The sequence below is a fragment of the Paenibacillus sp. 1001270B_150601_E10 genome (assembly GCF_015558675.1).
GTDB lineage: Bacteria > Bacillota > Bacilli > Paenibacillales > Paenibacillaceae > Paenibacillus_B.
The window spans coordinates 91,722-105,945 of record NZ_JADMOL010000007.1; the positions used below are offsets into that span (position 1 = coordinate 91,722).

Below are 14,224 nucleotides of genomic sequence, written 5' to 3' on the forward strand. Positions count from 1 at the left end.
ATGCTCAGAAAGCCGCACCTATACATTCTATATAGGGTCAAAAAGGAGCTGTCTGCTCATCCTTCGATGAGCGGCAGCTCCTTCATTATTTTCATCCAGATATGAACTTGATCGCTATTGATAGAGATTCGATACTTTGCCGTTTGTAAACGTGATGATCGATAGACTATACGTACCGTATCCCCATGACTCTACGACAATCCCGTTGCTTTGGGCCGAAGACTTATGATCTGGCGAACCCCAAGACATGAGAACCTGTTCCTTCGTCATGCCGAGTGCAACCTTGCGCTTTTTAATCAAATCCCAAGTCTTGTTGGACCAATTATAACGCGTATATGGATTGTAGTTTAAAAGCGTATCCCCTGCTGTCAGATGAGCCTCCACCGATGACGCTCCCATTTGAGAGGTCTTCAGCGTTGCTCCTTTTGCATTTTTAAACTGGATGATATACAGGACATCACCATACGGATCTGTCTTTGGAATAATGTCGGTTACCGTAATCTTCATGAAGCGCTCCCAGTTCTGGAAGTCATCCACCCAGTAGGTCTTGCCAATATATTTGCTCAAATTGCCTACTTGCTGCTTCTTAACCGCCTTCTCCGTATCCTGAGAAATCACGACCAGCTTGGCGCTGCCAAAGTTGACCGTTGCTGTCTTCAGCTTGTCATCCCAAGTTGTCTTGGCCCCGAGCATGTTTTTCAAAAGATCAGACGAGAAGACCATTTGGCCACCACGCTCTTGAACGACACCGCCCATCGTGATCTGCTTGCCATTGACGGTAGCGATCTTGCTGTCCTTCTTCATGGCAATCTTCTGCTGGCCCAGTTGAATCGTGAAGCCCTTTGTTTTAGCATCATATGCAACGCTGCCGCCGATCGTTTCGAAGACAGGCTTAACAGGCAGGTATACCAGACCCTTGATATTGCTTGCGTATTGCAGCTGCTTATTGGCGCTCGCAAAGATCTTCGCCTGCTCAGACACACCGTTCACCGTAACGGTGATGGTCGCTTCCCCAACAGCCTTCATCTTGAACTGATTGTTCGCCATCCGCTCGATTAGCTGCGGCTGGTCAATCGTGAGCTCCTCTTGAGTCGGTACCCGCTTCGCCTTATAGCCATTCGTGTATTCCTCTTCAACCTCAATAGTGAAGTGATCGCCAACCTTAGCTTGCGACTTCGAGACAATCAACTTTATATTGCTCAAGGCAGGTGCTTCAAGAGGCTGAATCCTACCGTCACTTCTATAATGAACCCAGGAACCGTCTTGACGCTGTGCAACAAAATTACTGATGCCCGAACCATTAACGATCTTCTTCACATTCGTCAGTCCGGTCAATTGCTTCATATCAAATTTACTGGATTGTTCTCCTCTCCAGACCGTTCCGTCAGACTTAACGAGCAACAATACCCGGCCGTTCTGCCACATTGCCTGCGCCACATCTGATGCAATCAGCTTCTGCTCGTTTGCCTTATAGCCAATGGAATAGTGTGTTGCCTGACCATTATCCTGAACAACAACCACACCAGTGTCCGCCACAGCGATCGAACGAACATTTGATACCTTCCCTAACACAGATACTTCTTTCCATGCGCTAGAGATCGCTTCTAGGTCACCATCTTTGGACAACACAGCAAAGGAACCATCCTGATAATCAAACATTTTAATATTTGAAACATCATCAAACTGTTCATTATCTTGCCATAACGTGCCGTCATTCTTTAGCCAGTATCCGTTGTTTCCTATTTGCGCCACGTTTTTCATGTACGGCAATTCTTTCATTGTTTTTAATTCATAGCTGTAGACTTTGCCGCTTGATGTGATCCCATAACTATTTTTTGCTGATCCTTGAATGTCAACAAACGAAGTGGAGACCTTCCAAGGTACTCTGCTGGATTCTCCCCAGAACGTCCCGTCATCTAACAAAAAATGATTCTCGTCAAGGACATTTACGATCTTAGGTTTCTCTGAAGCTGCCTTAGCGGAAGCCTCTGATGCTGCACCAAAGCCAGCAATCGTAAGGCTCATGAGAAGCATGGACAACACAAGCATAAATCGTTTCTTCATCTCTATCTCTCCCTAGATTGAACTCACCTGCACATTCAATAAATGTATCAAATCAGGGAATATTTAGATAGACATTGTTTTCCATAAATCTTTGTATTCTGTCAATATCCTAACATTTTGCGACAATCTGCCACATACTCCTCCAAGAGCATGTCGCTGTCTACCAACAAATCTCCGATGCACTCCATGGCAAGGCTATTCAGGTCGTCCACGAGCAGATCTGTCATTGACCCGTATCTCATCGCCAACGGAGCGAGTGCAGATACAGTCTCCCCTTGAACAAGCAGCTGCAAAGCTTCTTTATGCATAGGCTGCAACAAGCTCCGCAGTTCCTCCCATTCTGGTGAAAGCTTATCGCCCTCCTGCGGCTCTTCTATAGAGCCCGGCACGAAAGAAAAGAGGTCTATCGGCTCTTTTATATGCGTAACGTCAAGCTCTTTTACAGGCTGCTCCCCTTCAGCTTCTTGCGTTATAGGGCGACTTTCTTTAGCTGTATCAAAGAAACTTGCGCTGCCTTCCATTTCGTCCTCAGTACGGCTATCATCAAGCCGAAGTTCCAACTGCTCTGTCTCCACTGTCGTGCTTGGTATCGAAAAGGATAGCAGAGGCGCGGACTCCGTTAGACCTGTCTCCTCTTCTACTGTCAGCAGCTCTCGAACCTGATCCGAATCCTGCTGAAGCTGCTTCAGCTTCGCCGTATCGATCTCTACTACAATGCGATGCTTCTCCGCTTCCTGTGCCGCATACTCGCGTACGACAAACTTATGGACAAGCTTCGCGACATCCGGCTCCAGCTTGATATTACGCAGCCTGCCACGGAAGCCCATCTGTTCCCGAAGCTCATTTTCCACACAGCGGATCAGCTCTGTTACAAACTTGCGCAGCTTCGCGCAGCTCGTTACTTCCATAATGTCGATATCAGTAAGGTCCCCATACCGTGATTCATCGTAAACGGTGCTGCGAAACAGGAACTTCTTCCGGTTCCTTGTTACCGGTCGATACTTCTCCATAAGGCGTGTCCCATGCATTTTTGAGAAATAACCGTCAACCAAAGCTAGCGCTCTAGGTGCGTAGGCTTCGAGGGCGTCTTTGCCCTCCTGTTGATAGAACTTGCTCTTCGCGGCATCATAATCGGACAGCTTCAGCAGTGACCGCCATGACACCTGAATCGGATCCATCTGAAGGGCATTCATCAGCTCCATCTCCAGCAATAAGCCGCCGAGCCCGCGTGGCGTACGGTCTACAATATCCTGAAAGGGAACGTCTAGACGATGTACAACCTTAAAGTCCGTTACCCATTCCGGCAAATACACATTCAGCTTCGGGTATCGCTTCTGATAGGCCTCCCAGATCCGAAGCAGCAGCTGATATCCATCCATCGCTTGAACCCAACCGATCCCGTTAATCAGTTCATAGATATACAGAAAGATATACGACAGATCCGTATCCGGATATCGTCCCTCCCTGACCTCGCCACGCCAATAAAAGTACCAGCGAAGTTGAGAAGGGGCCATCGATTCGTAGGTGGGCCAATAGCTCTTAAACGGCACAAACGCCGCATCCCGCTCCACCCGATCTTCATGCTCTCGACCATAGGCTACAAAGCGCTGCTCTAAGCTGAGCTTTCGTGCTGGTGTTCGATCAACGTCGAACACCTCCTCCGAATCAAATAAATCATGCTTAATCACGAGATCGCGAGAACGCTGATTCATCGCGTCAGAAGAAGAATTCGCAGAGGATGCCGTCCCATCTTCTGCGTGAGTCTCACCGCCAGCTGACGAGGAGGACAATGCAGTCTCCTTGCGTAATGCATCACGCGCTGGAATCGGGATTCCAGGCTCTTCTCCCCCCATATCGAATTGTGCAAAATGAACATCCGATCGATCTCGCGTCATCGCCATAGCTCCTCACGTTCTACGCTTTTTTCGATAATTTCATTAAGTTCAGAAATTATTTTTGATCGGATATATGATTAAACTTTTCAGCATATACATTTTCTTAACTACATGTTAGATCATGTAATCTAAAATTTATATCTGTGAATTTCATTTTCATCTTTATCCAACCCGATAATTTCATTCAAGATCATTTTACTACCAGTTGTTACATCTAAAAAAGTATGATTACCATCTATTTTAAGAACATTTCTTATGTTCCCATTATAGATTATCTCGATCTTATTAATTTCACGATTATTTAAGTAACCATAATAAACGTGATAGTTACGATCTAAACCTGATTGCTGTCCAGTTGCATTTATAAATGTAAAAGGAACATCTAAATTAACTTGTGAAATATCAATAGCATTGAGGAGATATTTTTTTTGATACTCACTGTAAATATAACCAATGTATTTATTTCCAGAATATTCAAAAATAAATGTTGCTATTGTCATATCATCCACTAATGATACCCAATCAATCTTAACGTCACTTATCTGAATATTAGACTGAGATTCAATTGCTTTTCGGATTAATTCCTCTAATGTTTCAGCAGCAAGCTTTGATTTTTTAATTTCTGTTTTAGATTCAAAAATAAAAGGGTCATGATCATCCCCCTCATTATTTTTTTGATTTTCATATTTTAGATTTTCACACCCAAATATTCCAACAACCAAAATTGAAAGTACAAGTAAAATAGAGACTTTTTTCAATTAACTCGCTCCTTCATGCCGAAATATGGTATTCTAACTGATAACGATCTATTTTTCCAAGTACTAGTCACTATTCTTGAGTTCCTTTTCAAATATTCATCGATCTCGTATGGAGTCATGCTAGGATTGTTACATAATAATAGTGCTACAATAGATGTCACTATGGGAGCTGCGAAGGAAGTTCCGCTATAATTTATGATTTCTCCTGTATAGTTATCTAAAGATCGAATGTTTTCACCTGGTACGTAGATATCTACTTTATTATTAACAGTAGTAAAATCTGAAACCTCGTAATCTTTTGTAATTGAACCTACCGAGATAATTCCATCAATATCAAATGAAGCAGGATACAAATATTCTTCCCTTCCACTATTTCCTGAAGACGCAACAATTGTAATATCGTCAGAAATTGCTTCTTTGATCGCCGTTAATAATTTCTCATCATACTGTCTTGATGAAATCGAAATATTAATAATCTTCACACCGAAACTTGATAAAACCTCTATTCCTCTACAAAGCTCATCAACTGTAATTGTCTCGGAATTAATATTATATCCGTACAGTTTAATACCTGGAATTAATCCTGAATATTCACTATCATTAGTCTTCATAGCTCCAATAATTGAAGAAACTATTGTTCCATGGTTAGTACTATTAACATATTCATGATTATTTACTATATTCATATTTAAATTATTGGTGGTAATTCCTTGGTCAATCACTCCTATCTTGATATTTAGTAAATCATCAAATTTGATTGAAGGTTTCAAACCAGATACATTTAATATTTCTAAAACATCATGATTATATTGTTGATTAGATACTATCCAATACTCTATGTTTTGATGAGCTGGTGAGATAAGAATAATAATATAAACTATTATTATTGATTTATAAATAAAACAATCTTCAAAGGATAAAAAATATTCTTTGAAGATTGTTTTATTTATTCTTTTACTTAAAGTATCCAGCCATATGAATAGGAGTCTGCCCATCTCCGTCCACCTCATAAATAGCATATTCATGCCAATAAGAACCACCTGTAACCGAAAAACTTAAACTTGCATAATATAAAGTAATACTACCTGAAACACTAGATTCCATTCTATATAATACATCAGTGTAACCTTGCATGTATGTGCTAGCTGTTGCTGTCTCTCTCTGATGATTTGAAAGATATTCAGTATCTATCAAAACAAATCCTCCTCCAGAAGAAGCACCAGTATCGGAGATATATTTTCCAGTCCACTTACTCATATCTGTAGAGCCATTATTTAAGATTTGAAAAGTGTAAGTGTCATTTATTTTCCCATAATGAGTGGAACCTTTAAAGGACAGATCGGTTTTGGCAACATACGTTCCTGAACTGGAAACTCCAGCTTCTTGATTAACCAAGTCAATATTATCTCCCCATGGACCTGAGATAATTGTACCATTCGTCTCGTAATCTAATCTATCATCAACTTTAATGGTAGAAGTTTCAACTCTAGATGAGCTACCATCTGGATATTTAAATGTAACAACTCCACTTGTACCATCCATTTTTTTTAATTCTCTACTTATTTCATCTTTACTTGTTGTTAGCGCGAGATTTGTATGGAATAAACTCACAATAGCATCCTCATCTAAATTTAAAGCTCTTTCTCTCAATTCATCTTGGTGAGTTACAATATATTCTTTTGTTAATTCCCCTTTACTAATGTCAATTTTTTTACCTTTTAATGTAAGTTGATTGGCTAAAATATCCAACTTCGCATAGTATTCGGCTTCCTTTTCTGTAAGTCCATCATTAAGAAATTGAGAAATTAGCTCTGATTTAGTCTTACCGTGATGCCCTAAATCAAGATCATAATTAATTTTAAGATCACTTAAATCATATGCTTGATTTACAACATCATTACTTGATTCAGCAAAAACACTGTTACTAAATACCATAGACACAATCAAAAAGAGTAAAAAAATCTCAACATATTTCCTTGCCATTAATGATTCACCCACTTATATTATAGTATTTTTTAAAACAAATGGATTTATTTAACAAGAATAAATCATAATCCAATTATAAATTAATCTTTATATTAAGAAAACGCAATTCACCTTTCGGAAACACGCAACTATTTTTCGTATTATATAAATATACCGAAAAAAGTACGGACCCAGCTTTTTGTCTAAAGAGTCCGCACTACAATATTAACGCGATATTTAATAAAAAACTGAATCAGCTTAAATACAAGTAATCGTGCAATGATAATATTTTATAAATTGTATTATTCGCTGTAATATACAGAAGTTCTTAACTAAAGGGGTTCCCAATCTCGTACGAGCTGCTCGCCCATCTCGTAGCCAAGCTTATAATCCGCTTCTAAGATCTCCATATCCTTGGTGAGCCGTTCCGTTCGAAAGCCCTCTGGCGGATTCACCTCAATCACCTGCACGCCAGCAGGCGGGTTCCGCATGAAGGCAATCGCCTCCTGATACGTATGCGCGCGATTCTCCAAGGCACGCAGGAGCCGCGGGTAACGATGCAGTGACCAGCGCGTGATGAGGTTATTTTTACTTGAATGCATCATATACGATTCAGGTCTTGAGCGAAGCACCATGATCTTGGCAGCGCCTCGCCGATACGCCTCCAGCACCGGAATGGAATCTGTAATTCCGCCATCCACATACCTAACGCCATCTACCTCGACAAAGCTCCGATAGATGACTGGAATCGCACTGGAAGCCTTCAATAGCTGCTCCAGATTGTCTGCATGAGGCTCAAGGTACACCGACCGTCCCGACTCGACCTCCGTTACCCCGATAATGAATTGAGACGAACTCCGAAATAACGTATCGCGGTCAATTTGCAGTTCTCGGATCGTCGTCTCCCACAGCCAATCGAGATCCATGAGATGTCCGCCCCGAATGAACTTCTTCCAGCTGATAAAGTCTGGCCTCACTGAATAATCCGTAAACACTTTATAATTGCGCCTATACATATTGCCCAAATAAGCCGCAGTGTTGTTAGCGCCAGCTGACACACCGATGCATAGGTCGAAAGGGTTGAAGGACAGCTTCATAAAGGCGTCTAATACCCCTGTCGAGAATATGCCTCTCATGCCCCCGCCTTCCACAACTAAAGCCGTCTTGCCCGCAGTCACCGGGTTGGTAACGGAATGCTCAGTCATCTTTTCACCTGCCGTCTTTCATAATCCTTGCCTCTAACCTTTATTACACTATTGTAGAGTGATACAAGCAGATCTGACAACGGACGAAGGATGCATAGCCGAGACAAGGATCGGATAACCGGTGTAAATGGGATACGGCGCGAGAGGTGTCCCTTGTTTAAGAACGTCTACCCTCATCGTATAAGTCTAGCAATCTCTCATTTCACGGAATAAGGATGAGGGACTTATTTATTTTGAAAGATAAGGAAGGAATTGCTGAGCGATCTGCCCGGCGTCGTCACATACTTGCCTTTCACATACAGCCCGCTAGATGCCCCGCCGTCCAAGTTCATGGCCTGGTAAGCGCCCGCTTGCTTCATGATATGTGCGAGTTCAGGAATCGTTGCACTTGGAACTGTTACAAGAATCAACTTCTGATCCTTGGTGATGCCGACCGCACTGCGTGCTCCGCCATTGGAAAGAATCTTAGGATCCTTGAAGCCTTCCGTTACGGGATCAACTGCGACCTTTCCGTCTCTAACGAGTCTTGGACCTGCTTGCAGCGCACCTTCAACATCGCCAGCATCAAAGCGCTCCTGAAAATCCTTCCCGTCAATCACTTCTACATGATTCTGCTTCGTAAATACGAGAATGCTCCGCTTGTCGCCTGGACTCTTATATGCGATCTTGCCATTCTGCACAATATATCCGTATGGAACCTTCACATCTGAATCGGTATAAGCGTTGAAAAACGTCCCGTTCATGGCTGCAGCAGCACCATTCTGCTCCGCCATTGCCTTCAAGCTTGCTACAGACCCGACACGCTGATTCGCAACACCTACCCCAAGGCTGATCTTCGGATGAAGCAAATCGACTTCAACCAGATTAATCGAATAGCTTCTTTTCCCTGTCTTGATTGTGCGGCTCTTGGAGGAGATCGGATTCGCCGCAATTTGTCTCGCCGTCGATACGACTGGCAGCTGAAGGGGTCCCTTCTCTCCTTGGAACACTAAGGTTGAGCTGTTGGCATCCCACTTTAGTGCTAGATTCATAGCATCGGCTACGAATCGAATCGGGACATAGGTTACTCCTCCCTTTGAAAAGGGAACTGCATCTAGCGTATAGGGCTTGTCATTTATCTTCGCTTTCTTGCTTCCTACAGTAAGCTCCACCTTCGTATTCCCTTGCGTGACGAGAATGCTGGATTGGCCTGCATCCCAATGCACCTTATACTTCAGCTGCTCGCTGAGATAACGGATCGGGACATATGTCCTGCTCTCCTTCAAATCCATATAGCCATAACTCGGCGCAGCTTCTGCTGTATAAGCGCCGCCTGCCATCAGCATGCTTCCAAGCAGCATACTACTCAATCCTAATTTCAATGCCTTCCCGCGATTCATCGATCATTTCCCCCTTGTGATGTTTGCTTAGACCTATTTGACCTATCTTCCAAATGGTACTTTTGGTCTATTTCTCTATTCTATTATATGATCGGTTATTCATATGTATTTTGTAATATTTTCACAAAAAAAGAGCTTTCCCAGTCCAAAAGGCTTGGGCAGCTCTTCTATTGCTTGTTATGCTTATTTGTACGAAAACGAAAAAACCTTGTTGTAACTGCTTTTTGCTGCTTAGTTGAACATATACAGGATAACGGGCCGCTTTATCTCACTTGGGCGATGATAGAACGTACGCGCTCAGGCAGCTCCGCCATTTCTTCTTTGGACAAGCCCTGAACCTCAACAGGAGGTAGGATCGTCACCGTTACCTCAGCTGGCTTAATCCAATTGCCATTCGCCTCCATCAGCTTGTATGAGCCTTCTATGCGAACGGGCACAATCGGCGCCCCCGTCTTCGTCGCAATCCGAAATCCTCCGCTCTTGAACTCCCCGATCGGACCGCCCTTGCTGCGCGTCCCTTCAGGAAAGATGCATACCGAATATCCCTTTTTCACCAGATCCGCCGCGTCATTCAAGCTATTCATCGATTGACGGACATTTTTCCGATCCACAAAAATACAATGAATGTGCCTCATCCATGAGCGAATCAGCGGGAGTTTCTTCACTTCAATCTTGGACATCATTGCCTTTGGCTTCTCCAGATAGCCAAGCACAATCGGCACATCAAAATTCCCTTGGTGATTCGCCATATAGACGGCTGCACCCTCTGGCAAATGCTCTTCGCCCTTAATAGTCACCTTAGCGCCTGCCAATCGCAGAAGGGACCTAGCCCATTTCGTAACGTGCTCGGAGGCTAAAGCATCATGCTCCTCTATCTTTCCTTCTTGTTCTAATCGATCCACTTTTTTAAGGGAGGGAGTCATCATAAGCAAGTAAATCCAAAAGTAAATAAACCATATAATTGTACGGATAAATTTCATGTAAGGGCTTCCTTTCGTCGATATCGCTTCTATCATACCATAGGCTTGGATCAAAAAGAGAAGGCAATATGCTGGTAATACCTTGATATTCCAATAAAAGCAGTTGTTCTAAATCTCCTCCATAAGCACCTAAATGGTCTGCCAAATCTTGCAGCTGATTTGCCAGTAGGCTTATGATTTGAGATAATTTAGGGCATAACCAAGTACAGAAAATAGAGGTGCAATGACATGGAACAATCAAAGCAAGTCTTTGCCTTTATCGGCTCCTACGCCGAAGCAGATACACCAAGCGTTTACTCTTGTGCTTATGACGAACAAACAGGCTCCCTCAAGCTGCTTCATCAGGTGGATGGACTCAAAAATCCTACCTTTCTTGAAGTTCATGGAGAAAAAGCTAGACTCTATGCAATTACAGAGAGCGTAAATGAGGCAGGTCAAAAATGCGGTGCGGCAGCAGCCTTTGCCGTGAATCCTTCTACTGGCGAAATGAGCCTATTAAATAAGGAGATTACCCTGCCTGCGACTACCTGCCATATTGCTTTGGACCATACTTATACCAATGCGATTGTAGCAAGCTACCATGGCGGCATGGTTGGCGTATCTCCTATTCTTGAGGACGGCAAGCTTGGTCCGATCTCGGATATCAAGCAGCATGAGGGCAAGAGCATTCTGCCTGCACAGACTCAGCCAAGAGCCCATTCTGTATTCATCGATGCAAATAATCGCTATGCGGTTGCCTGCGACCTCGGAGCAGACAAGCTTATCATCTATAAGCTTAATATTGACAATCATCGATTGATTCCGCATAGCATCACAGAGGTTGCTCCTGGATCGGGCCCTCGCCACTTCGCGTTCCATCCAAGCAAGCCATACGGTTATGTCATTAACGAGCTTGGCTCTACCGTGATGGCATTCCACTATGACGCGGAGCACGGGACGCTCACTGAGCTTCAGTCGGTTTCCACCCTCCCTGAAAATTTCGCAGGAGAGAACGGTACAGCCGACATCCATCTTTCAAACGACGGCAAATTCCTGTACGGCTCCAACCGCGGACACGACAGCATTGTTGTCTATGCCATTGATGAAGCAACAGGCAAGCTGGAGGTGGTTGAATATACGTCTACGCTGGGAGGACATCCTCGTAATTTCGGATTGTCCCCAGACAATCGCTTTGTACTTGTTGCCAATCGCGACGGCAACAACATCGTCACCTTCGCTAGAGACGCGGCAACGGGCAAGCTGACAGCTACTGGCAGCGAGCTTAACGTATCGAAGCCGGTATGCATTAAGTTTTCAACATTGGGCTAAGGAACAGCAACGTGAGCCGAATGTGCCCTAATGAGAGCTGAACGGTAGTACACACGCAGCAGCTGGCATGCAGACTATGAGTCATCCTGACTTGCAGTCTGATATGCCAGCTTTCTTTTTCAAGCCATCACAAGCCTTTACTCCAATGTTCTTACTAGAGGACTATTCCTTAAACGTATTGAACGCACAGGAATGAATGCATCCCTCTTACAATGTATAGAGAAAAGACTTGCTATCCTGGCAGGCACCTTCCACAGAACGAAAGATCCCTGCTGGATAACAAGCCTTATGAAAGAATGGCGGGCAGTTGTTAGTGAACAGCGTGAATATGAAGTCTTGTTGTGCATATGAACAAAGCTTGTCGCTCCATTTACACGCTCTTCTCTTCCAAATCTACTTGTCCGTACCGGATGCGCCCTGGCTCTTTAGAATCTTCTCCATGCCAGCTGTTGCCTTTACCGTTCCATCCTTAAGCACCCACAGCGCCTCGACGCCATCCATCTTGTCAACAAAGGCTCGGCTCTCCTCGTAAGGTCTTAAGAACACGATCGTCGACAGGAAATCGGCAAGCCCGGAATCCTCTGTTACAACTGTAGCCGCACGATAATAATCACCTGGCATCAGCGTCTTCGGGTCAATCAAATGATGAATTCGCTTGCCATCCACCTCGTAATAGCGCTGATAGTCGCCGCTGCTGACCACAGAGGCTTCATGGATAAAGGCCGTATCGAGCAAATGATCCTGATCCGTCACCACGATTCGATCTGGGTTCTGGATGCCCACACCCCAGCGGTGGCGCACCCCGTCATAGGGATGGCCAATCGTGCGCACATTGCCTCCAGCACTAATAATGGCGGATTCTAGTCCTGCCTCCTTCATTTCGCGAGCAACGAGTTCCGTTGCATAGCCTTTTGCGACAGCGCCTACATTCAAGCTCATTTCAGGATCTTCAAGGAATACCGTGCTGTTCTCTGTATCCACGATCACCTTATCGATGTCCATATGCTGGGCCGCGGCCTGAAGCTTCTCCATCGGAGGCAGCTTCGCCTCGCTTGGATTCGCAATGGCTTCATTACGATATTCCTGCCAGATGTCGAGGACACTGCCCATGGCAATGTTCGTCTCCGGCCCCGCTTCCTTATACCACTTCTTCGAGAACTGAATGAGATCGATGATCTCCTGATCCACCTTCACAGGCTTTATGCCGGCTTGGTCATTGATCGTCTTCAGATTGTTCAATCCCTCGTAGTTATTGAAGATGTCGTACATGCGGTGAAGCTCAAGGAATCGATCATGAATCTGATTGAAATAACGCTTGAATTCTTCTTCGCTCTTGGTATACGCCATGACCTGCGTTACGGTATCAAAGCTGTCGAAGAATGTATCACTATATTTCTGATATTCGCTATAATCGGCTTGCTCCGCTGCACAGCCAACCAATTGAACCACCAACAGCAGGCCGAGTACGACGTGAATCCATTTTCGCATACATGCTCCTCATTCCCTGACAACCTAACTTTTCTTATAAACTGGCTGAATAAACTGACCCATGCATATTTGCTTATCTAGACAAAACTCCCCCATTCGGCATGGGGGAGTTCATGTACCATCATAGAATGTACAAGTTGTCTTGTCTTGATGCTATGAGAAATTCATTTCATCCGACGATTCATTATTTTGCATTTGTAAAAGCTTCTTCAATGCCTTCGATGAAGCCTTTAGCAGAGATCGTTGCAGAAGAAGTCAGGTCTGCTTCGTCTGGCACGCCTGGGTGTCCATCTTTGTCGACCGTCTTCATGCCTTTGATCTCATCAACAGTCTTGCCTGCCATCCAGTCAGCAAGTGCCTGAGCTTGCTCATTCCACTCTTTGCCGATAGAGGATGCCTTCTTCATGCCATACTCGTCGCCAAGTTCATTTTTCGTCTTGAACTCAGCATTTTTATCTGTAGTCAGCTTGCCGTCTTTATCGAAGTCCACTTTCGTTTGCGCTGTATCAATGATTGTACCTACAACTTTACCATCTTTGTCGAACGCACCGACAACGATTGTTGTATCAACTTGCGCGGAAGGTGTTTTATCGCCCTCCAAGCCTTTGGACTTGCTAGTAGAGATAGAATGGCCTACGCCAAGCTTTTGTCCGCCAGCGGCTTTTACGTCAACGGCGTTGTTGTATGCTTTTTCAATGCCTGCGATGTAGTCTTGAACCGTAATCGTTACGGAAGAAGTCAAGTCTGCTTCGTCTGGCACAGCTGGATGAGATTCATCGCGCTGTGTCGTTTTCATCGCTTTGATCTCGTCGACCGTTTTGCCCTTCATCCAATCTGCAAGTGCATTTGCTTGCTCATACCAGTCCTTGCCGATGGAAGAAGCCTTCTTCATGCCATACTCGTCTCCAAGCTCTTGCTTTGTCTTGAATTCGCCGTTAAGGTCAGTGGTCAGTTGAAGCGCTTTATCGAATTCGATTTTTGTTTGTGCGTTGTCAATATCAACGCTTACAACTTTACCGTCTTTGTCGAATGCAGCGGCAATGATAACCGTATCCACTTGGCCAACTGGTCCTTTGTCGCCCTCTGCATCCTTAGATTTGCCAATGCTCGTAATCGTTCCAAGACCGATCTTTGCGATCTCGCCAGCCGCAACTTCTGCTTGAGTGTCGTTAGACGTTGTGC

10 protein-coding genes and 1 pseudogene are annotated in these 14,224 nt (G+C 44.3%); 1 reads left to right on the forward strand and 10 read right to left on the reverse strand.

The genetic code is table 11. The annotated features are described in order from the left end of the window. Positions 1-114: 114 nt before the first annotated feature. The 8 genes from I2H74_RS16590 to I2H74_RS16625 all read right to left on the reverse strand — a co-directional run bounded on the left by I2H74_RS16590 (position 115) and on the right by I2H74_RS16625 (position 10,246). Positions 115-2,064: a copper amine oxidase N-terminal domain-containing protein gene (locus tag I2H74_RS16590; protein WP_195575349.1), complete on the reverse strand. Its 1,950-nt coding sequence runs from the start codon at positions 2,062-2,064 to the stop codon at positions 115-117. Positions 2,065-2,165: 101 nt separating this feature from the next. After that, a complete protein-coding gene (locus I2H74_RS16595; RefSeq protein ID WP_195575350.1) occupies positions 2,166-3,959 on the reverse strand; it encodes a TerB N-terminal domain-containing protein in 1,794 nt (597 codons plus the stop codon). 128 nt (positions 3,960-4,087) lie between these two features. Next, positions 4,088-4,717 (reverse strand): hypothetical protein, encoded by a 630-nt coding sequence (locus I2H74_RS16600; RefSeq protein ID WP_195575351.1) that lies wholly within the window; start codon positions 4,715-4,717, stop codon positions 4,088-4,090. Continuing rightward, entirely contained in the window at positions 4,714-5,712 is a 999-nt protein-coding gene (locus I2H74_RS16605) for a S8 family peptidase (RefSeq protein WP_195575352.1), read from the reverse strand. Before I2H74_RS16605 ends, I2H74_RS16600 begins: the two co-directional genes overlap by 4 nt. Continuing rightward, positions 5,672-6,700, reverse strand: coding sequence for a hypothetical protein (locus I2H74_RS16610; RefSeq protein WP_195575353.1), 1,029 nt, complete (start codon positions 6,698-6,700; stop codon positions 5,672-5,674). Before I2H74_RS16610 ends, I2H74_RS16605 begins: the two co-directional genes overlap by 41 nt. 314 nt (positions 6,701-7,014) lie before the next feature. Further along, entirely contained in the window at positions 7,015-7,887 is an 873-nt protein-coding gene (locus I2H74_RS16615) for a patatin-like phospholipase family protein (RefSeq protein ID WP_195575354.1), read from the reverse strand. A gap of 224 nt (positions 7,888-8,111) precedes the next feature. Beyond that, complete coding sequence (locus I2H74_RS16620; protein ID WP_195575355.1) at positions 8,112-9,266, reverse strand: phosphodiester glycosidase family protein; 1,155 nt, start codon at positions 9,264-9,266, stop codon at positions 8,112-8,114. 263 nt (positions 9,267-9,529) lie between these two features. Then, on the reverse strand, positions 9,530-10,246 hold the full coding sequence (locus I2H74_RS16625; protein ID WP_195575356.1) for a lysophospholipid acyltransferase family protein: 717 nt from the start codon (positions 10,244-10,246) through the stop codon (positions 9,530-9,532). Between the two features lie 228 nt (positions 10,247-10,474). Between I2H74_RS16625 and I2H74_RS16630 the strand changes: the two genes are divergently transcribed. Further along, positions 10,475-11,554: a lactonase family protein gene (locus I2H74_RS16630; protein WP_195575357.1), complete on the forward strand. Its 1,080-nt coding sequence runs from the start codon at positions 10,475-10,477 to the stop codon at positions 11,552-11,554. A gap of 393 nt (positions 11,555-11,947) precedes the next feature. Here the strand turns inward: I2H74_RS16630 and I2H74_RS16635 are convergent, their stop codons facing one another. Further along, a complete protein-coding gene (locus I2H74_RS16635) occupies positions 11,948-13,042 on the reverse strand; it encodes an FAD:protein FMN transferase (protein ID WP_195575358.1) in 1,095 nt (364 codons plus the stop codon). 184 nt (positions 13,043-13,226) lie between these two features. Continuing rightward, positions 13,227-14,224 (reverse strand): annotated as a pseudogene (locus I2H74_RS16640) (hypothetical protein); the annotation flags it as partial.

What these genes read in the sequence shown, in the direction of transcription:
- I2H74_RS16590 (WP_195575349.1), bottom strand. Translation starts at nt 2,064, where the DNA reads ATGAAGAAACGATTTATGCTTGTGTTGTCCATGCTTCTCATGAGCCTT.
- I2H74_RS16595 (WP_195575350.1), bottom strand. Translation starts at nt 3,959, where the DNA reads ATGACGCGAGATCGATCGGATGTTCATTTTGCACAATTCGATATGGGG.
- I2H74_RS16605 (WP_195575352.1), bottom strand. Translation starts at nt 5,712, where the DNA reads ATGGGCAGACTCCTATTCATATGGCTGGATACTTTAAGTAAAAGAATA.
- I2H74_RS16610 (WP_195575353.1), bottom strand. Translation starts at nt 6,700, where the DNA reads ATGGCAAGGAAATATGTTGAGATTTTTTTACTCTTTTTGATTGTGTCT.
- I2H74_RS16615 (WP_195575354.1), bottom strand. Translation starts at nt 7,887, where the DNA reads ATGACTGAGCATTCCGTTACCAACCCGGTGACTGCGGGCAAGACGGCT.
- I2H74_RS16620 (WP_195575355.1), bottom strand. Translation starts at nt 9,266, where the DNA reads ATGAATCGCGGGAAGGCATTGAAATTAGGATTGAGTAGTATGCTGCTT.
- I2H74_RS16625 (WP_195575356.1), bottom strand. Translation starts at nt 10,246, where the DNA reads ATGAAATTTATCCGTACAATTATATGGTTTATTTACTTTTGGATTTAC.
- I2H74_RS16630 (WP_195575357.1), top strand. Translation starts at nt 10,475, where the DNA reads ATGGAACAATCAAAGCAAGTCTTTGCCTTTATCGGCTCCTACGCCGAA.
- I2H74_RS16635 (WP_195575358.1), bottom strand. Translation starts at nt 13,042, where the DNA reads ATGCGAAAATGGATTCACGTCGTACTCGGCCTGCTGTTGGTGGTTCAA.